We start from the raw sequence: 19,158 nt of genomic DNA, 5'->3' as shown, positions 1-19,158 counted from the left end.
CTCCTGCAAGACAAGACACGTGAAGACCTACTAGCTCGTGGTTTGCTCTTTCCTGCCGTTGTGGTGGGCGAATTGATGGGCCGTGTCGATTACCACCCTGAAGAGGTTCATCTGCCAGACGATCAGCTTGAGCAGCTTGGTTACAACGTTGACGCAGCGATCTCACGCTTTCTTCGCCACGGTCAGAAAGATATTCGCCCTGAAGATGGATCCACCGAATCGGATCAGGTTGGTGGGCAGCCTGAGGGACGTGCTTGGAAGTTGTCGAGCCGCTTGCAGGAGAGGCTTGGTTACCTCGGGGTGTTCTACAAGCGAGATCCCTCGCGATTCTTGGCCAATCTTCCTCCCCATGAACAGCGTGAGCTGCTGCAGTCGCTGCAGCGCACCTATCGAGATCTGTTGATTGGTTACTTCCGTGACCCTGCTGCTGCCAACCAGGCGTTAGAGAGTTTTGTAAATACCGCTTTTTTTGGCGACCTGCCCATTACTCAAACCGTTGAGATTCACATGAATCTGATTGACGACTTTTGGAAACAACTCAGACTTGAAGGGCATAAAGACGACTTCCTTCAGGATTACCGCCTTGCACTGTTGGATGTCATGGCTCACCTTTGCGAAATGTACCGACGGTCAGTCCCTGGAGATATTCCCTTGGCTTCTGCTGGATCTAAGCGCCGTCAGCTTCAGGATTCGGAAGTGATCTTATGAGCCCGCGCAAGACTTATATCCTCAAGCTTTATGTAGCTGGGAATACTCCGAATTCGATGCGTGCACTCAAAACGCTTCGCAATATTCTTGAAACGGAATTCAAGGGTGTCTATGCCTTGAAGGTCATTGATGTCTTGAAAAATCCTCAGCTTGCAGAAGAAGACAAAATTCTGGCAACACCCACGTTGTCCAAAATTCTCCCCCCTCCTGTGCGTCGGATTATTGGTGACCTTTCTGATCGTGAACGAGTGCTGATCGGGCTTGATCTTCTTTACGACGAGCTTGTTGACAACGACCTCAGCTCTTCCCTGATGGATGCGTTGGAAGTTCCGGACATCGAAGAGGCAGATTCTTAAGTCACGGGGTGATCTAGAGGGTACTGAGGATTTTCCTTATTAACGTTGGAGAGCAAGGTCGCGGTTATGCAGATTTCTAGCTCAAGCGGTTCTCCTCAGATGCAGGTCCAGAAGCTCCCCACTGGAATTGAGGGCTTCGATGATGTGTGTCATGGCGGCTTGCCAATTGGACGCAGCACCCTGATTAGCGGAACGTCCGGAACGGGTAAAACTGTTTTTTCCTTGCACTTTCTCCACAATGGAATTGCTCATTACGATGAGCCCGGAATTTTTGTCACGTTTGAAGAGTCGCCACTCGATATTCTGCGTAACGCTGCAAGTTTCGGCTGGAACTTGCAGGAGATGGTGGAGCAAGATAAGCTCTTTATTCTTGATGCTTCACCGGATCCAGATGGTCAGGATGTGGCGGGCAGTTTCGATCTGTCTGGCCTGATTGAAAGAATTAATTACGCCATCCGAAAGTACAAAGCCAAAAGGGTGGCAATCGATTCGATTACGGCTGTATTTCAACAATATGATGCGGTGTTTGTTGTGCGCCGGGAGATCTTCCGTCTCATCGCACGCTTGAAGGAGATCGGTGTCACAACTGTGATGACCACTGAACGAATCGATGAATACGGGCCAATCGCGCGTTACGGCGTTGAAGAGTTTGTCTCTGACAATGTTGTGATTCTCCGTAATGTGCTTGAGGGCGAGCGCCGAAGAAGGACCGTTGAGATTCTCAAATTGCGAGGCACCACCCATATGAAGGGTGAGTTCCCGTTCACGATGGGGGCCCATGGGATCAGTATCTTCCCTCTTGGTGCGATGAGGCTCACGCAGCGCTCATCCAATGTGCGCGTGAGTTCTGGTGTGCCACGGCTCGATGAGATGTGTGGCGGCGGCTATTTCAAGGATTCAATCATTCTCGCGACGGGAGCGACTGGTACAGGCAAGACCTTATTGGTCTCGAAATTTATTGAGGATGCCTGCAGTAATAAAGAGCGAGCAATTTTGTTTGCCTATGAAGAATCACGTGCTCAATTAATGCGTAATGGCACAAGCTGGGGTATTGATTTTGAGCAGATGGAGCAAGATGGCCTGCTGAAGATTATTTGCGCCTACCCAGAGTCCACTGGTCTGGAAGACCATTTGCAGATTATTAAAACTGAAATCAGTCAATTCAAGCCAACCCGAATGGCGATTGACTCATTATCTGCGTTGGCGCGTGGTGTAAGCCGCAATGCCTTTAGGCAGTTTGTGATCGCATTGACTGGATATGCAAAGCAAGAAGAAATTGCCGGCTTCTTTACCAATACATCAGAAGAATTCATGGGGAGTCATTCGATCACTGATTCCCATATCTCAACCATCACTGACACGATTTTATTGCTCCAGTATGTTGAGATACGTGGTGAGATGGCTCGAGCGATCAATGTTTTCAAGATGCGTGGGTCCTGGCATGATCGCGGTATTCGAGAATTCTTGATCACTGGTAATGGACCGCAAATTCAAGATTCTTTCTCCAATTTCACGCGCTTTTAAAATACTTGGTCTATTGTCTAAGCATTTAAAAACATCATCTTCGATTTTGGAGATATATTTATCAACTTAGATAAAGAACGTATTATTACGTCTACAGAAGCGTTAAAACTAAAAGAAGTACCAAAACATTTAATAGTAATTGGTGGTGGAGTTATAGGATTAGAATTAGGGTCTGTATATAAGCGTTTAGGTGCAGAAGTTACTGTTGTAGAATATGCTCCTAAAATCACACCAACCATGGATGCTGATGTTTCTAAAGAATTACAAAAAGTACTGAAGAAACAAGGAATGAAATTCGCAATTAGTCATGGCGTAACTTCTGTAGAAAGAAATGGCGATGAGGTACTTGTTAAAGCAACTGATAAAAAAGGAAGAGAAGTTGAGTTTACTGGAGATTATTGTTTAGTGGCTGTTGGTAGAAAACCTTTTACCGAAGGTTTAGGATTAGAAAACGCAGGCGTTCAATTAAATGAAAGAAACCAAGTAGAAGTTAACGATCACTTACAAACTTCTGTTTCTAATATTTATGCCATTGGTGATGTTGTTAAAGGTGCCATGTTAGCACATAAAGCAGAAGAAGAAGGTGTAGTTGTAGCAGAATATTTAGCAGGTCAAAAACCACATATCGATTATAATTTAATTCCTGGTGTTGTGTATACATGGCCAGAAGTAGCATCCGTTGGGAAAACAGAAGAGCAACTGAAGGAAGCGGGTGTTGAATATAAGTCAGGACAATTTCCGATGCGTGCTTTAGGACGTAGCCGTGCGAGTGGTGATATCGACGGGTTTGTAAAAATACTTGCAGATAAAACCACAGATGAAGTATTAGGCGTACACATGGTAGGCGCTCGTGTCGCCGATTTAATTTCGGAAGGAGTGACCGCTATGGAATTTCGTGCCAGTGCAGAAGATATTGCTCGTATGAGTCACGCACATCCTACGTATGCAGAAGCCGTCAAAGAAGCCGCATTAGCTGCGACAGAAGATAGAGCCTTACACGTGTAAAGAAAGATGTTTTTAAGAAGTGTAGCGCACTTAAAACAAATTACTCAATACATCCCGCGCTCGTCGCGGGATTTTTTTTAGTGAAACACTGTTTTGTAAAGTCAGAAAGACCCATACAAAATAGGTAGTTGAACTAATCCCGCTTTTTCAGCGGGATCTATGGTTTAATACCTCGACCTTTGGGTCGATTTTATTGTCTATAGCTTGTTCTATGGTTTAATACCTTTTATTTTAGTTAACTTATTATGTACAGAAAGACGCTTAAAATTTCTATCATATTTTTGTATCTCATTATCATTGCAGGCGCTGTAGTTCGGATGACGGGTAGTGGGATGGGATGTCCCGATTGGCCTAAATGTTTTGGCTTTTATATTCCGCCTACAGAAGAGTCACAACTGCAATGGGAGCCTAATAAGGATTATACAGAAGGACAGATTATTATAGTACAAGAATCTTTACGTATTGCTCCCAAAGATTTTACATCTGCAACAACATATACAGAAAACAATTGGGCTACCTATGATAAACATGATTATGCGGCATTTAATGTATGGCATACGTGGATCGAGTATATCAATCGTTTAGTAACGGTGTTGGCAGGGATTCCTATTTTATTAATGATTATCAGTGCTTTTTGGTATTGGAAACGACGTCCGTGGCTTATTTTTGGTTCCTTTTTTGTACTTCCGCTTATGGGCTTTCAAGCATGGTTAGGAAAACAAGTAGTAGACTCCAATTTATTACCTGTAAAGATTACCATACACATGATTGCGGCCTTACTTATTGTTGCGTTATTACTCTATTTATGGTACAAATCTCAGGAGAAGGAAAGTGTTGTGGGTACGCTTTCGCGAAAGCTTAAAAAGTATGATCCTCAATTTAAGAATTTAATGCTACTAGCGGTTGTATTGACCCTAGTACAAGTGGCTTTTGGAACCCAAGTACGTCAATATGTAGACGAGCAAGTCATGGTAGTGGGCTATGATGCCAAAGACCAATGGCTGAATCCACCTACTGTGATGTTCTATGTACATAGGTCATTTTCTATATTGGTGACACTTCTGAACATTTACCTTTTCTGGCGCAACCGAAAATATATACTTGGACATACAAGCTTATTAAAGTGGGTATTGATCTTAATCGCTTTAGAAGTCATCACTGGCATTCTAATGTATTACATAGATTTCCCATTTGGAACACAACCGTTGCATCTTGTGATAGCATCGTTGCTATTTGGGGTACAGTTTTATGTGTTGTTGGAGAGTTTTAGCAGGAAGAGAGAAAAAGCAGTAACACAATCCATTCCCTCCTAGAAAAGAGAGGTGAGGGTTTTAAGAACTACACGACAACATAGAACACCCTACTTTATTCCGCGCCCATTCTGGACGTTTGGTGAACCAGTGTTCATATTCAGGTTGCTCGTCGTAGGGTTTCTTTAATAAGGTGTATATTTCATTAAGAAGCTCATAATTTCCTTTATCCGCTTCATCGATGACGAGTTGTGAAATATAATTACGGAGTACGTATTTAGGGTTGACACGATTCATTTGTGTGGCTCGTTCAGCATTTGTGAGGTGTTCTTGTGAGAGACGTTTTTGGTAGGCAAGCAACCATGCTTCCCAATCAGAGAGAATCGTTCCTGTGATTTCTTCAGGTTTGTAAAAGGCTGATTTTAGACTATGACTTGGCACTTCGACAGGCTCAGTGTGACTTTCTGTTTCCGCTTTCGCATTTCGGCTGCGCTCAGCGTGGACTTCGGCTTCGCCGAAAGCAAAAAAAGTAGTTTCCACATTTTTAGATTCATCTTTAGAAACCAGCGCCAGATTCCGAAAGAAAATGGTCATATCGGTTTCTGAAGCTTGTAGATTTTTTTCCAGATCGGCGATGAGTTGAATATCGGTGTCTAGTGCCGATTGAAGTCCTAATTTCTCACGCATCATCGCGATGTATTTTTTAGGATACTCCGTATGATAGGTTTGTAAAATAGCTTCCAGTGGTGCGGCATCTTCAATCAACGGAAACAAAGCATTGGCAAGTTGTAAGAGATTCCATAACCCAATTTGCGGTTGATTCCCAAAGCGATAACGTTTGTTTTGACGATCGGTGGTGTTAGGCGTCCATCCCGGATCATAGCCTTCTAACCATCCATACGGACCATAATCTATCGTAAGACCAAGTATCGACATATTATCCGTATTCATCACACCGTGTACAAAACCAACCCGTTGCCAATGCACAATCATTTCTAGAGTATTCTGGACAACTTCGTTGAAGAAACCAAGATAGCCTTCTTTAGTTCCTCCTTCATACTGTGGGTAGAAATGTTTGATTGTATAATCGACTAATGTCTTAAGCGTTTCCGAATCCTGCCGACTAGCAAAGATTTCAAAGCTTCCAAAACGTATAAAGTTTGGCGCTACCCGACATACAATGGCTCCTTTTTCATAATCAGCATTACCATCGTATAACATATCTCTTAGGACTTTGTCTCCAGAAAGCGCTAATGATAAAGAGCGTGTGGTTGGGACGCCTAAATGATACATCGCTTCGCTACACAGATGTTCTCGAATAGAAGAACGCAGTACTGCCAGACCATCTGCAGTACGGGAATACGGCGTTGCTCCAGCACCTTTAAGCTGTAGTGCCCATCGCTTATTATTATGTGTAATCTCCGTAAGGTTAATAGCTCTACCATCTCCTAATTGTCCTGCCCAATGCCCAAACTGATGACCGCCATAGCACATGGCATAGGGAGCGGTATCTTCTAAAACTTTAGCACCTGTGACCATATTTAAAAACCGTTGCGTTTCTAGATCATCTTCAGATAGACCAAGGGTAGTTGCCATGTCTTTAGAAACATGCACTAACGAAGGAGCCGATGGAATTCTAGGAGTTACATACGAAAAACAGGCTTTCTCGACTTGTCTTCTTGTGTTTTGCTCTATAGGGTCTGCGGGAAGTTCTTTAGTAAAAGTATTTTTTATATGTAATTGCATACGACGGGTTTAAATAGGTGCTGTCAAAGTTACAATGACTTATTTGATCTACATACAAGATACTGAAACTACTGATTTGATTTTGAAAATAGCCTCTGATTTATGAGGTCTTGGTCTATTTTTGGAGTGTACGTTTTCATAATGGAAATCAAGATCACGGAGTGCCAATAATACGAAGAAGTAAGGTGTAAATATATCGCTAGGTAGTTATCGAAAGGGTTTTTAAAAAGCATTGAAACTACTGGGATGATCTTGAAACAATAGTGTGACTCTTGATTTCCTCACGTACTTTTAACTCCAATTAGCAAAAAGCGAAATACTAAAAATTGACTTTAGTATTTGATTCCACTTTCAAGCGGGATTAGTTCAACGAACTCTTTTGTAAACGTCTTGAACACTTGACAAAACTGCATCTCACTAATAAAAAAGTCTAATCCTTAATCCCAGGCTGTTTGATCTCAAAGCCACCTTCATTGGCTTTTGCTTTATCCACCATGGCTTTTACATCCCGCAATAACTGTTTGGCGTCATAGATAATGCCATCTTTAATGGTATATTTTACACCGCCTGCGCGGATTACTTCGTTATCTTCAGTAAGTTTAATAGCACCCGTACCATACAGTACTTTTAGGTTTTGGAGCGGATTTTCTTCTACAATCACAAAGTCGGCGAGTTTACCTACTTGTACAGATCCTATCTTGTCATCCATTCGCAAAGCTTCAGCACCATTAAGAGTAGCTGCTCTGATGACTTCCATAGGATGGAAACCAGCTTCTCTCAGCAATTCTAATTCTCGGATATAAGCAAATCCATATAATTGAAAGATAAATCCAGAATCTGATCCTGCGGTCACGCGACCACCACGGTTTTTATACTCATTGATGAAGGTCATCCATAGGCGGTAATTTTCGCGCCAAGCAACTTCTTCCTCCGTTCCCCAGAAATGCCAGTACGATCCATGAGAGATTTTACTAGGTTGGTAAAAACGCCATAATGAAGGTAGAGTGTAGTCCTCATGCCATTCGGCACGGCGGGCTCTCATCAAGTCACGACTTGCTTCATAAATATTAAAAGTTGGATCTAGGGTAAAATCTAACGCAAGCAATTCTTCCATCACCGCATTCCAATGATCGGAGTAGGGGGCAGCAGCTTGTTTCCAAAGACGTCCAGCTTCTCCAAAACGATGTTGCTCGTTGTTATAGTTATAATCCAAAGGGTAATCTTGTACGGTGCGATCTGTAAAAAGGGCTTCGGGTAATCCATACCAATGCTCCATAGAGGTAAGTCCAGCTCTCGCCGAGTTTAATACATTCCATCGGGCGACACTCATTTGTGCGTGATGCATGGATGAGGTAAGTCCTAGTTTTTTATTTTCTTCAAGCGCAGCTTGCATAATGTGTGGTTCTGCCCCAAAAAATTTAATCCCGTCAGCGCCTTTTTGAGCGTTATTGCGAACCCATTCTCTTGCCTGTTCAGCAGTAGTGATAGGGGTTTTGCTTCCTTGCCCAAAACCAGTATGAGCTATAATACGCGGAGCGATAATTTCGTTTTTTGCAGATCTACGTTTTAGATCTAGCGCATAATCAATCCCTCTTCCTGAAGGTTCTCTTACCGTTGTCACCCCATGTGCCATCCAAAGTTTAAACACATAATCCCAATCTGCACCTTGTGCTGTGCCTCCTATATGTCCGTGCATATCTATAAAACCAGGCAGGAGATACATCCCGTTGACATCCAGTTCTTTTCCACCACTTTTAAGTTGTGGGCGTTTAGAATTATCAATAGGAACACCAGGATAGCCTACTACTTTTACTTCTTTAATGATATTATTTTCTACCACAATATCTACAGGACCTATCGGTGGTGAGCCGTCTCCGTTAATGAGGGTGACTCCTCGAATGATTAATTGATCAAATGGACCTTGTTGGGTTTGCGCTTTCGCGAAAGCGTATACTGTAAAAGCAAATAGGAACGTTAGAAGTATTTGTTTTTTCATAGTTGATGGTTTGATTCTATGGAAAATTATTTAAGAAGAAACTAATATGTTAATCTAAAACTTTGCGCTATTTTTTCGCCAGCTTCTACGTCATTGTCATAACAATAGATCGTTGCTTCGTATATGATCTTTTTTTGAGGATGATACATGACCACTACAAAAACTGGGGTTTTAGTCTCTCCATCTAGATCTGTTGCTCTTACATAATAGCCTTGTGCAACAGTGGTTAGTTTTTGAGCCGTTTGTACTTCATATAGGCTTAACTGACTCGCTATAACTTCGGTAGTTCTAGAAAGGTTAACAAAGTAATCTTTTGCTACTTCATTAGGATAAAAGATCTCCGTGTCTACCGCAAGATCGTCATTTTCATAGCCTACAACACGATCTGACTCGGTATCATATAATTCTATTTCTGCGGTTGTTTCAAATGAAAAATGATATTTTTCTGAAGTATAGGTTTCTTGAGCTATTCCTACTTGGCAAATGGCAATAAGAAAGATAGTCGTGTAAATTATTTTTTTAATCATAGGTACTATATATAGTTAACATTTTTAATAAAAGTTAGCGTGTCCGCTACCGCTAAAGATACGTATTGTGACTTACATGTTGTGGACAAACGTGTACAGAAAACCTATTTTTGATGGTATTTTCTTTCTTAGCATAAGACTTCTTTTCCAAAACCAATAGTAGATTTAGAATTACGGTAAAACCATAAAAAACTGATTATCAATTATTTTGATTAAATTAGATGTAATTATTAATCCTAAATATTCATATCATGAAAAAAAAGAATCTAAAAGGCTTAACGCTTGACAAAACCACAATTTCTAATCTGAAAAATGTGAATGGAGGAGGAAATGATTCAAGACCTACTGTGAATACTCGTGAACTTTCTTTTTGTATAGGTATTGGTATTCCTGATACGTGTCTTTCCATAGACCCTTGTGCATAATTGAACTATAGAAAGCGAGCTTCGGTTCGCTTTTTTTTAGGTGCTTCTTAGCTAGTGGTGATTAAGGGTATCGAATTGGAATCAAAATGTAAAAGTCTTGATTTCTGATTTCTTTGAATTTTGAGTGCGCTTTCGCGAGCCTGCCTGCTAGTAGGCAGGAGCGTATACAACTACTTTATATATTAGAAATAAGAAATCGTAATAGATGGGATTTTAGTTACTCGTCCACGGTCCATTGGTAGAGATATTTACGAAATCATTTCCATCTTTACGGAAGAGTCCTTTCCAGCCACCTGCCCAAATGTTCCCATCTTGATCTTGAAAAACGCATTGTATGGCATTTGTATCAAGTCCTTGTGCTTGTCGATAGTTATTAAATATGTCACCATCATAGCGGTATAGCCCATAATTCTCAGCAGGAAACCAGATATGTCCGTTGGTGTCTTCATAAAGACTCCAGACTTCATCGCCTAGTATGACACCCTCTTTTGTGAAATTAGTAAATGTGGTACCGTCATATTTGCTTACACCTTGGTAATGGGTAGCAAACCAGATATTGCCTTTTGAATCTTCCAAAATATCATTAACTGTGTTATCTGCAAGCCCATCTTTTTCAGAAAGATGAGTGAGTGAGATACCGTCATAGCTATATGCACCGTCATTAGCCCCAAACCATATCTTACCTTTACTGTCTTGCATCAGACTATGTATAATTTTTGAACTGCTCACACCTCTTCTAGGATCAGGCTTGGATTCTGGAAGTGGAAAATAGGTAAATGTCGTTCCATCAAATTGATTAACACCTTGTAGTGTGGCGATCCATAGAATTCCTTGATCATCTATCATCATACTCCAAACATCCCGATGCGTTAAACCATCTTTTTCTGTATAATTGGTAAATACGGTTCCGTCATATTTGGTGATACCTCCTGAGGTACCAAACCAGACATTTCCTTTTTTATCTTCTAGAATGCTTCGTACCGCAGCACCGCCAAAGCCATCTTTGATGGTAAAATATTCTAGAAATTCTCCATTGTAACGAGCAACGCCATCCCCATTTGTTCCGAACCAGAAATGTCCCTTTTTATCTTGAAAAATTCTTCGTACAAAATCACTGATTCGTGGCGATGTAAGCATGGTAAGGGGATACTGAAACTCTTGAACGGTAACGACGGGTTGTTTGGTTATAGTGTCTTGAGTTGTGGTCGTTACTTTTTTTAGTGTTTTATGATCTTGACTATTACAGGAGGTTATACATATAAAAAAAAGAAGTAGGATAGATGTAATTGTAAGATTCTGATACCATCTTTTACGTAGTTTTTTGTTTATCATAGTATCGTTTTTATAAGTGTATATTTTTTCAAACGTACTGAGAAATATGGTATTCTAGCAATATCAATTGTAAAAAATATGTCAAAAAAGTACAACGATTCCTTTATATAGATGATAGTATAGGTGTAAGAAAACAATATGTCTATTCCTCTTCTTGAACCGCTTCGTCTCCTTCCTTGATCATAGTATCTGCTTTGTCCTCCAAATCTGAATCTAAGTTTTCAGCCTCATTTGAATTTGAACTTGTGACAGTAAATTTTGAGAAAATAGGTAGATGATCAGATCCTATATCTGGGAGTGTTTTGATCTTATTAACTTCTATTCCTTTTGAACTAAATATAAGGTCAATGGGGATTCTAAAAATAGCAGGTCCAGTAGGGAAAGATCCGTGAATTCCATTTTTTAATCGCGCATCCTTCATCCCAGAAACTTTGGCAAATAGCTTTGCGCTTCTTGACCAGCAGACATTATTAAAATCTCCGGTTGTGATACAGGGAACCTCAAACTCTCTAATTAACTTTGCCGCTTTCATCAACTCGCCATCTTTTTGTCTTGAAGTCGGTTTTTCGGTAGGACTTGGTGGGGGAGGATGAATTCCAAATAAGACAAAATTAGAGTTGTTTTTGTCTTCCAAATGAACTTCAATGGCAGGCGTTTGATCGGATATAAAATAATGTTCTTTCAGATCATTCACTTTTAATTTGGTATAAAAGTGCATCCCATATCGGTTATCTTGTGGAATTTTATGAGTGAATGGGTAATCTGTTTCAATTTTTTCTAGCTCCTTTTCCCAAGTTTTATTTGTTTCCATCGTTAATACGATGTCGGGTTGAATATCTTTTATTAATTTGATTAGTTTGGGATACTCTTCATTTTTTTGCAAAACATTGACACTGATGATTGTCATTGTATGTTTATTTTCTTCTTGCTTTTTATAAAATTTAAGAGGCAAATAGGGCACTATAATAGATGCTTGATATAGGATAGCGATCACTAATACTATTTGAGATATTAGCAACGGGATATTTTTTTCTTCATACAAAAAGAGTCCTATTATAAAAAGAACTATCTGTAAAAATAGAAGCTGTAACCGAATAAAATCAAATCCTCGAAAAGACCAATGTGTTACTCTAAAAGCAGGAAGAAAGCATACTAAAGAAAAAATATACGATATGATAATGAAAGTAATAATCAAATGGCTTGTTTTAATAGTATAACTATTTGTCTAGTGTTCAAACAAAATAACATACTCGTATTAGTTTCGGTTGTGATAGTTGGCTAATTTAGTAAAAGAAAGTTAACCAAAATAGAAAATAGGATTTTTAAGTATGTAAACAAACCAGTAATTTATTTCCTTTTCTAAAGGAATACAAATGATATAGCAAGCTTTGAGATTTTCTTGAGTTTCCTAAAATTACTATTCAATTTATTTCAGGTTTTTGAAAGTATGAATTCTTTATTGAACTTTCTTTTGGATTCCTCCGAAAACAAAACTAGTAGCAGGTACTAACAATAAAATCCCAGGTATGATAGCACCCAAATAAAACGCTATCAAAGCATCTATGCATACTAGGACAGCAAATGTAAACATAGTTTTTATAGCATCTCTCCCCATATATAATGTGACTATCCAAAGGACTGCAAGCCCTAAGAGATGTATAGAGGGATGAGCAAATAGTACTGGGATAATTTCTTTAAGAAAAGATTCTGTGTTGGATTGTTGAATCAAATCTGTAATATAGAAGATGCCACTTCCGTGAAAAAATGCCATAAAAATTAGAAATACACAACCAATACAGATGAGTATTTTAGTTTTTTTTGAATTTTCCTTTGATGAGGTCATGATTGTGAAGTTAGTATCCATATCTATAGACGCACAGAAAGTTACAATAGTTGCCTGATGCTTAATATTAAATAATAGCTTTAAGTAATTGATTTGAATGTGAAAAGTGATACTGTAAAAGAGACAGATGTAGATTCCTGTATTCCTAGGTATTATTTTTTAAAATGTCTCGTGAGTCTGCCCCGACGTAGTTTACTGTTCGGAATTTTGGGATGTCTATTCTGTTACGTTCGGTTAAGAAATCTGGAATGATACCTTATACAATGGTTATTGTTGGTGTAGTGCGTTTTTTTATCCAAAGTGTCTTTTTATTAACTTCGAGTTTTATCCCTTTTTTCTTTTTGTATAGAACCGTTAATATAATCACTAAACCTATACTTACTAGCCTAAATACGTTAGAATAGATTCCTCCGAGCGCATTATCACTAACAGAAAAAAGTTCCCAAGATAAGTTCATCAGCATGTGCAAGAAAATAGGAACCCATATATTATAGCTCCATTCAGCATACGTCCACGCAAATAAAATACCTCCTAAAAAAGTAATCAAGAAAATACCTATAGATTCCCCTAATTCAGTACTTTGATATAGATGTAATATTCCAAAATAAAGTGCGCCAAAGAATACAGAAGGAATAAAACCCAATTTCGTATTTTTAAATAGTTCTCCGAATAAAAAGCTTCTAAAAAAAACTTCTTCAAAGAACCCAGCAGCTACTATAGAAATTAAAACGGTATCTATTGAGATTTTTGGATTAAAATCGAATACGAAGCTAAAACCAATATATAATGGTATCGTACAGATCAAGGCAAACATAAAGCCTTTTAGAATAGCTTTGTTAAGCCCCCAAGATTTAAAAAAAGACGCTCTACGATGAATCAAAAAAGTTCCCAAAAGAAGAGGGATCCCAGAAATCATATATGTTATGATATGACTGGTTCCCAATTGGTTGGTCAATTCATAAAACCACGTTCTCAGGTCTTTGAAGTATAAACCATCAAGCACAAAGTAAATGGTAAATGATATGAAAACAATGAGAATAATTTTTACCGTATTTTTCATCTAGACTTGATTATAGAGTTACTAAATGAATAGACGTTTATTTTTATCAAATAGTTGTCTGATTAGTTGAGAACAACTTTTATTACTTCTTTAGCTTTATAATAAAACTCTTTTAAGTTATGATCTCTCTGAGAGAGAATATAAAAAAGCCTCTATAAAAGAGGCTTCTTAATTATCATTTTCTCATAACAAGATTCAATCAATACACAGCATCTTCTGCTGTCTTTCTATGTGTTTCTAAATCTGATTTTACGCTTTCTAGTTTCATTCCAATAGTGATGAGCGCGGTCTTACCTAGTGGCAATCGTAGCGTTGGATTTTCAGCGTAGACCAAGTCAATAATCGCTTTTGCTGCTTTGATTGGATCGCCTTCTTGTTTTCCGTCAACACCTTTTAATTTTGTTCTGAATGTACCTGCGGTTTGTGAATAGTCGCCTATTACGTTTTTGGCAAGTCCGAGACCGTTTCCTGCAAATTTTGTTCGGAAGGGTCCTGGTTCAACGATAGAAACGTTTATGCCTAGTGGCGCTACTTCTTGTGCCATTGCCTCGCTAAAGCCTTCTAAAGCAAACTTACTCGCATTATAGATGCCGAAACCAGCAAAGGCTTTGATACCACCGTGCGATGAAATTTGAACGATATGTCCGCTCTTTTCTTTACGCATAAACGGTAAGACGGTCTGCGTTAATTTTAACGTTCCAAAAAAGTTAGGCTCGAAAATGCTTCTGACTTCTTCCAAAGACGTTTCTTCGATAGCACCTACAAAACCCATTCCTGCGTTATTGACCAAAACATCTATTTTTCCGTATTCAGAGATGATTTGCTCAACCGTATGTTCAATATTTTTTTCATTCGTAATATCCAATACGACGGCTTTTGCATTTTGAATATTCCTTTTATTGAATGTTGTGACTTGAGATTCTTGCCTGAACGTACCGATGACAACATCCCCTTTTTCGATAACAGATTCGGCGAGTGCTTTGCCTAATCCGCTTGATATACCTGTGATGAACCAAATTTTATTTTTCATGTCCTATTTTTTTAAAACGTTTATGATTTCGGAAACATCTACTCGGTTTCTATAATCTCCACCTTCCGCTTTCGCGAAAGCGACACGACCATCTTTTTCAATAATAAAAATAGCAGGAATAGGCAATTCTCTTGCATCGTCTGAATAATGCGCGTCAAAATCAAAGCCCAATGCTGTCATTGTATTTACAGCTGCATCTGCATTTTTAAATACGGTGGTGTATTTTTGAGCAACGATATTTCCGTTATCGCTTAAGACTTCAAAACTGAGTTCGTTCTTTTCTTTGATGTTCAAAGATTCGTCTGGAGTTTGCGGCGAAATAGCGATCAATTGCGCTCCCAAACTGTGAATTTCACTTAAAGCGCTTTGATAATGTGCTAGTTGTAAATTACAATAAGGACACCAAGAACCTCTATAAAAGGTAAGGATAACCTTTCCTTTTTTTAGAAGATCAGAAAGTCTGATGGTTTTACCAATCGCATTTGAAAGCGAAAAGTCAGGTGCTTTGTCGCCAATCTGTAATTTTAAAATTGATGGATGATTTGCTTGTAGACTTTCTGCATCACTGTCAAAAACAGCTAATGCATCTTCTGGCAACATGGTGCCTAAGTTTTTGCGTAGTTCCTTTAAACCATCTTGATAAGAATTTGTTTTTGTGTTCATGTTCCTTTGTTTTAGATATGGTCAAAATTGACGTGACAAAGTTGTGGCGATACGCCAACTTTAAAAATGAACTAGATTATGAAATACTATTGAACTAGATTAAGTTTTTGAAGTAAGGTTCTTTCTGATTTTAGACATAAACTCAGGGGTCATTCCCAAATAGGAAGCGATTACTTTTTGTGGCACACGCTTGACTATATTTGGATACCGTTCTAGGATTTCCAAATACCGTTCTTCGGCGGTCATACTCAAATTAGACAAGGCTCTTTTTCTTGAAAAAGCAAATGCTCTTTCTGTAGAAATCCTGAAATATTCACTTAAGCCGTGAATTTCTTTACAAAGTCCTTCAATATCGTTGTATGTCATCTGGAAGATGGTAGCATCTTCTAAAGCCTCTACAAATAGGGTAGCAGGGGTTTGTGTAATATAACTGTAAAAATCACTTACAAACCAATCTTCAATAGCGATTTGTACAGTATGCTCTTTTCCTTCGGCATCTATAAAATAGGAGCGAAAAGCTCCTTTAACTACATAATTTCTGTATTGACATACATACCCTGGTTGGTCAATAAACTGACGTTTTTTGATCTTGGTGGCTCGGATGATTGCAATGAGTTTTTCTGTCTCTTCTTTTTCAAGAGTAACATATTTACTGATGTTATTTAATATGCTTTTATATGGATCCAAAGTTTGTAAAATGAGCTAAAGTAGGTTGGTGTTTAATTTGTTGTAGTTGTCTAGTGTAGTTATGTTAGAACTAAATTAATAAAAGAAAATAGAACAAAGGAAAATCTGTAGGGTTTTGTATTTCATGCAGATTTTAAAATGTATAAATAATTTTCAAATGAAGATAGGATCAAATTTTATATTTTTCAAATCTCAAATAGCTTTATTCCGCTTTCGCGAAAGCTTTATTTAGCGGTGATTCTTTTATTTCCACAAGCTACACATAATATAGCTTTTTTCGCGAAAGCTTTATTTAGCGGTGATTCTTTTATTTCCACAAGCTACACATAATATAGCTTTTGGTGTTCTGTATGGTTTTCCACAACATTCACAATCTGGTCCAATATATTCAAGAGCATGGTGCATAATAGCATTGGGTTGCGTTTCTCCAAATCCAGTCAAGTCATTGTAATAATCTAATACCTCTTTGAAATGTTCTTGTCTATTTTTCTTTAAAACTTTTAATCCTTTGGAATAAAGTTTAGAAGCGATTGCATATTCTTCATTATTCAACATTGGAACTTCCATTTTGCACCTCCAGCAATACTTAATTTCCATGTATTAATGTTTAGATTTTAACTTATGCAGTCTACTGATTTTGAATGATTTAGGATTTGAATCTGTTGTAGTTATATAGAATTTATTTAACTCTAATTATTTTTTTGAATGTACTGATTGTGCAGAATAATCTTATATAGGATTTGCTGTGATCTTGATTAACAATATAATTTAGAATTCTTTTTATGTTTAATTTGTTCTCCATAATATAAATACCAATCAACAATTCGGTTACTAATCCGGTCATAAATATCATCATCCGTATAAGGTTGATTTTCAATATTCAATCTCTTTAAATCTTTTTTTATTTGTTGAATTGTTTTGTTATCAAAAATTTCTTTATCAGTCAATTTCTCTCTTAAATATTGAATTAGAATTTCATGACATTTCTCATTAAAATTCCCATTACCATTTCGAAGGGCTTCGTCTCTAAGTTTTTCGATAGCTCTTAATAATTCTCCTTGTACAAATTCAGCTTGCCCAGATTTGGGAACAAAATGCTGCCAGATATATTTTCCTTTTTCTAGGTAGTCCTCTTGGGAAAATGTCAGATTTGAAATCAAAATAAGGGATATTAAGAGTATTCTTTTTATAATTATTTTCAAGATGTTTATGAATGATTGATTAAGTTGTTCAACTAACTAATTTAGTAACTAAAAATAGCCAATAAAATCTGAAGAGGTTTTTATAAGGAGGTTTACATTAGTAATGAGTTTTATAGGGTGTTAGACCTTTATGTGTTTTTAGTTTCTTTTGATTTAATTAGTTCAATTAATTTATTTAGTGAAGTCTTTATTTTATCTGATTCACTTTTTTTAAGCATCAATTCTGCTTTATTTTTCATTCCATTATAGTTTGCATCTGGGTAGAGTTCTATCAATTTTGAAAAATAGATGTCAATTCCTTTAGCAAATGCTATTTTTCCATCTTCTGAGAAAGCATTTTCATTATTAATCTCATCTAAATAAATTAAGTAATTTTTAATTAGAGTACCCACATTTGAGTTGATACTGTTTTTCACTCCCGCAGTGTTTGGATCGTCAGCACTTTCTTTTATTTGATCATTACCTAGCTTAAAATAGCTACGTTGAAGTTCTAATCCAAAATGCCAAACGGCAAGCATCTCTTTATCATATAGATATTGGTCTTTTCTGTCAATAGCATCATAGATATTATTCATATCTCTCCATTCTTTAAAGAATTTTTCAGCAACATCATTTCTATGTTTTAAACCTAATTCGTTGTCATCAAGTACAATTTTAAAATTTTGTTGGTCAGTAAGTTTTTCTACAATAATCCGAGTTTCTGGATTATTAAAAGTTGGAAGTTTTTCATCACTTTCATACCCATAATTTAATTCAAGGATTACATTGTCGTAATCATTTACATCCCAATATCTTTTATCGAGTGGAAATTCATGTTCTTCAGTTTTACAACTTGTAAGTGTAATACATAGTGCGGCAAATAGGATAATTTTAATTCTTGTCATTAAAATTGAATTTTTGGTTTTTTATATTCAGTCAGTAAATTTAGTAAACTATCAACTTCTTTCTCGTATCTTTTTTGTTCGCTTAAAACATAGCTGTGGAAAGTGTCATAATCATATTCTTTTTGAAACTTCCTTTCGTCTTTTTTTATTTCTTTAATTATCTTTTCAATTTCCTCTTTTTCAAATTGATTAAGATTTGATATTTTCTCTTTCGCCTTTCGAGTGAACAGTTCTGTAATTTTTATGTGGTATTTTTCGTGATTTAAAAGCTCTTTACTATTCATATTTTTTTTATAAACAAATGAACGTGAAGGATAGAATAAAGATTGAATGATTACAGAGTCATCATTAATATCACTTTCAATAGATGTTACTACGTAAGCAAATCTTTCATTGCCATATAATGATTTTTTAAAAAACTCCAATCCTCTAAAATTTTCAAAGGTAATTTGATCATATTTATCAAAAGTCAAGGGTCTTTCGTAATTCAAGAAATTTGTGTGACTTAAAATTGTAAAACCAATAAGTATTGGAATTAGAATTAAAAAACTGTATTTCAAAAATTTTAAAAACTTTCTTAATGGTATGCGGTTTCCTTTTTTACTTTCCTTAATAACGATTCTTAATTGATAAAAAACGGGTGAAAAGTATACCAAGAGGATTAATGTTGCTATTAAATTTTCATTCATTAATTTATTTTAGATTTGTGATATTCATTTTCATCAATACACCAAAAATTTTAAAGTGATTTCTGAGCTAATATTCCCACCCTTTAAGGACGGGGAATAGGAATATTTTGCTTTCGCGAAAGCGTATTAAACATAACCACCAACATCCACGTTGGTATATATAAGATATTAGTTAATCAAACTCCCAAAGAACAACGCATTTAAAAATAACTTATAGAAGGCTGAGTAACG

Annotated in this window: 19 protein-coding genes and 1 pseudogene; 6 read left to right on the top strand and 14 right to left on the bottom strand. The window is 37.2% G+C overall.

Annotated elements, in window-relative coordinates; all coding sequences use genetic code 11:
• The 5 genes and pseudogenes from Q0505_RS16935 to Q0505_RS16915 all read left to right on the top strand — a co-directional run.
• A partial coding sequence (locus Q0505_RS16935; RefSeq protein WP_299215433.1) for a circadian clock protein KaiA occupies positions 1–708 on the top strand: 708 nt, incomplete at its 5' end.
• Positions 705–1,064 carry a circadian clock protein KaiB gene (gene kaiB / locus Q0505_RS16930; protein ID WP_048347100.1) on the top strand — a complete coding sequence of 120 codons (360 nt, stop codon included), beginning with the start codon at positions 705–707 and terminating at the stop codon, positions 1,062–1,064. The genes Q0505_RS16935 and kaiB, both read left to right, overlap by 4 nt.
• Before the next feature lie 66 nt (positions 1,065–1,130).
• Positions 1,131–2,588 carry a circadian clock protein KaiC gene (gene kaiC, locus Q0505_RS16925; protein ID WP_299215429.1) on the top strand — a complete coding sequence of 486 codons (1,458 nt, stop codon included), beginning with the start codon at positions 1,131–1,133 and terminating at the stop codon, positions 2,586–2,588.
• A gap of 57 nt (positions 2,589–2,645) precedes the next feature.
• Positions 2,646–3,593 (top strand): annotated as a pseudogene (locus tag Q0505_RS16920) (FAD-dependent oxidoreductase); the annotation flags it as partial.
• 245 nt (positions 3,594–3,838) lie between these two features.
• Entirely contained in the window at positions 3,839–4,906 is a 1,068-nt protein-coding gene (locus Q0505_RS16915; RefSeq protein ID WP_299215427.1) for a COX15/CtaA family protein, read from the top strand.
• Between the two features lie 18 nt (positions 4,907–4,924).
• Here Q0505_RS16915 and Q0505_RS16910 read toward each other — a convergent pair whose 3' ends face one another.
• From Q0505_RS16910 to Q0505_RS16900, 3 genes are all read right to left on the bottom strand, one after another.
• Complete coding sequence (locus tag Q0505_RS16910) at positions 4,925–6,589, bottom strand: protein adenylyltransferase SelO (protein ID WP_299215425.1); 1,665 nt, start codon at positions 6,587–6,589, stop codon at positions 4,925–4,927.
• Positions 6,590–7,019: 430 nt separating this feature from the next.
• Entirely contained in the window at positions 7,020–8,585 is a 1,566-nt protein-coding gene (locus Q0505_RS16905) for an amidohydrolase family protein (RefSeq protein WP_299215423.1), read from the bottom strand.
• A gap of 41 nt (positions 8,586–8,626) precedes the next feature.
• Complete coding sequence (locus tag Q0505_RS16900; RefSeq protein WP_299215421.1) at positions 8,627–9,112, bottom strand: hypothetical protein; 486 nt, start codon at positions 9,110–9,112, stop codon at positions 8,627–8,629.
• 251 nt (positions 9,113–9,363) lie between these two features.
• Between Q0505_RS16900 and Q0505_RS16895 the strand changes: the two genes are divergently transcribed.
• Complete coding sequence (locus tag Q0505_RS16895) at positions 9,364–9,537, top strand: hypothetical protein (protein ID WP_299215419.1); 174 nt, start codon at positions 9,364–9,366, stop codon at positions 9,535–9,537.
• A gap of 213 nt (positions 9,538–9,750) precedes the next feature.
• On the opposite strand, the gene Q0505_RS16890 is transcribed toward Q0505_RS16895, so the two are convergent.
• The 11 genes from Q0505_RS16890 to Q0505_RS16840 all read right to left on the bottom strand — a co-directional run bounded on the left by Q0505_RS16890 (position 9,751) and on the right by Q0505_RS16840 (position 18,927).
• Positions 9,751–10,869, bottom strand: a complete 1,119-nt coding sequence (locus tag Q0505_RS16890) for a two-component regulator propeller domain-containing protein (RefSeq protein ID WP_299215417.1) — start codon at positions 10,867–10,869, stop codon at positions 9,751–9,753.
• Between the two features lie 142 nt (positions 10,870–11,011).
• Entirely contained in the window at positions 11,012–11,887 is an 876-nt protein-coding gene (locus Q0505_RS16885) for an endonuclease/exonuclease/phosphatase family protein (protein ID WP_299215415.1), read from the bottom strand.
• A 438-nt stretch (positions 11,888–12,325) separates the two neighbouring features.
• A complete protein-coding gene (locus Q0505_RS16880; protein WP_299215413.1) occupies positions 12,326–12,712 on the bottom strand; it encodes a hypothetical protein in 387 nt (128 codons plus the stop codon).
• 256 nt (positions 12,713–12,968) lie between these two features.
• Positions 12,969–13,772 (bottom strand): type II CAAX endopeptidase family protein, encoded by an 804-nt coding sequence (locus Q0505_RS16875; protein ID WP_299215411.1) that lies wholly within the window; start codon positions 13,770–13,772, stop codon positions 12,969–12,971.
• Between the two features lie 199 nt (positions 13,773–13,971).
• Complete coding sequence (locus Q0505_RS16870) at positions 13,972–14,802, bottom strand: oxidoreductase (protein WP_299215409.1); 831 nt, start codon at positions 14,800–14,802, stop codon at positions 13,972–13,974.
• 3 nt (positions 14,803–14,805) lie between these two features.
• Positions 14,806–15,465 carry a peroxiredoxin-like family protein gene (locus Q0505_RS16865; RefSeq protein ID WP_299215407.1) on the bottom strand — a complete coding sequence of 220 codons (660 nt, stop codon included), beginning with the start codon at positions 15,463–15,465 and terminating at the stop codon, positions 14,806–14,808.
• A 99-nt stretch (positions 15,466–15,564) separates the two neighbouring features.
• A complete protein-coding gene (locus tag Q0505_RS16860) occupies positions 15,565–16,152 on the bottom strand; it encodes a Crp/Fnr family transcriptional regulator (RefSeq protein WP_299215405.1) in 588 nt (195 codons plus the stop codon).
• Between the two features lie 288 nt (positions 16,153–16,440).
• On the bottom strand, positions 16,441–16,749 hold the full coding sequence (locus Q0505_RS16855) for a hypothetical protein (RefSeq protein WP_299215403.1): 309 nt from the start codon (positions 16,747–16,749) through the stop codon (positions 16,441–16,443).
• A 158-nt stretch (positions 16,750–16,907) separates the two neighbouring features.
• The gene (locus Q0505_RS16850; protein WP_299215401.1) at positions 16,908–17,354 is read right to left on the bottom strand and encodes a hypothetical protein; all 447 of its coding nucleotides are present in this window, start codon (positions 17,352–17,354) and stop codon (positions 16,908–16,910) included.
• A 128-nt stretch (positions 17,355–17,482) separates the two neighbouring features.
• The gene (locus Q0505_RS16845) at positions 17,483–18,238 is read right to left on the bottom strand and encodes a hypothetical protein (RefSeq protein ID WP_299215399.1); all 756 of its coding nucleotides are present in this window, start codon (positions 18,236–18,238) and stop codon (positions 17,483–17,485) included.
• The gene (locus Q0505_RS16840; protein ID WP_299215397.1) at positions 18,238–18,927 is read right to left on the bottom strand and encodes a hypothetical protein; all 690 of its coding nucleotides are present in this window, start codon (positions 18,925–18,927) and stop codon (positions 18,238–18,240) included. The genes Q0505_RS16845 and Q0505_RS16840 overlap by 1 nt, the downstream gene beginning before the upstream one ends.
• Between the last annotated feature and the right edge of the window lie 231 nt (positions 18,928–19,158).

Source organism: uncultured Dokdonia sp. (assembly GCF_937910895.1).
GTDB lineage: Bacteria > Bacteroidota > Bacteroidia > Flavobacteriales > Flavobacteriaceae > Dokdonia.
Note: the sequence above shows the minus strand (reverse complement) of the source record. Positions and strands in the feature narration are given on the sequence as shown.

What these genes read in the sequence shown, in the direction of transcription:
- Q0505_RS16880 (WP_299215413.1), bottom strand. Translation starts at nt 12,712, where the DNA reads ATGACCTCATCAAAGGAAAATTCAAAAAAAACTAAAATACTCATCTGT.
- kaiB (WP_048347100.1), top strand. Translation starts at nt 705, where the DNA reads ATGAGCCCGCGCAAGACTTATATCCTCAAGCTTTATGTAGCTGGGAAT.
- Q0505_RS16845 (WP_299215399.1), bottom strand. Translation starts at nt 18,238, where the DNA reads ATGACAAGAATTAAAATTATCCTATTTGCCGCACTATGTATTACACTT.
- Q0505_RS16870 (WP_299215409.1), bottom strand. Translation starts at nt 14,802, where the DNA reads ATGAAAAATAAAATTTGGTTCATCACAGGTATATCAAGCGGATTAGGC.
- Q0505_RS16840 (WP_299215397.1), bottom strand. Translation starts at nt 18,927, where the DNA reads ATGAATGAAAATTTAATAGCAACATTAATCCTCTTGGTATACTTTTCA.
- Q0505_RS16900 (WP_299215421.1), bottom strand. Translation starts at nt 9,112, where the DNA reads ATGATTAAAAAAATAATTTACACGACTATCTTTCTTATTGCCATTTGC.
- Q0505_RS16895 (WP_299215419.1), top strand. Translation starts at nt 9,364, where the DNA reads ATGAAAAAAAAGAATCTAAAAGGCTTAACGCTTGACAAAACCACAATT.
- Q0505_RS16905 (WP_299215423.1), bottom strand. Translation starts at nt 8,585, where the DNA reads ATGAAAAAACAAATACTTCTAACGTTCCTATTTGCTTTTACAGTATAC.
- Q0505_RS16865 (WP_299215407.1), bottom strand. Translation starts at nt 15,465, where the DNA reads ATGAACACAAAAACAAATTCTTATCAAGATGGTTTAAAGGAACTACGC.
- Q0505_RS16875 (WP_299215411.1), bottom strand. Translation starts at nt 13,772, where the DNA reads ATGAAAAATACGGTAAAAATTATTCTCATTGTTTTCATATCATTTACC.
- Q0505_RS16890 (WP_299215417.1), bottom strand. Translation starts at nt 10,869, where the DNA reads ATGATAAACAAAAAACTACGTAAAAGATGGTATCAGAATCTTACAATT.
- Q0505_RS16915 (WP_299215427.1), top strand. Translation starts at nt 3,839, where the DNA reads ATGTACAGAAAGACGCTTAAAATTTCTATCATATTTTTGTATCTCATT.
- kaiC (WP_299215429.1), top strand. Translation starts at nt 1,131, where the DNA reads ATGCAGATTTCTAGCTCAAGCGGTTCTCCTCAGATGCAGGTCCAGAAG.
- Q0505_RS16855 (WP_299215403.1), bottom strand. Translation starts at nt 16,749, where the DNA reads ATGGAAATTAAGTATTGCTGGAGGTGCAAAATGGAAGTTCCAATGTTG.
- Q0505_RS16910 (WP_299215425.1), bottom strand. Translation starts at nt 6,589, where the DNA reads ATGCAATTACATATAAAAAATACTTTTACTAAAGAACTTCCCGCAGAC.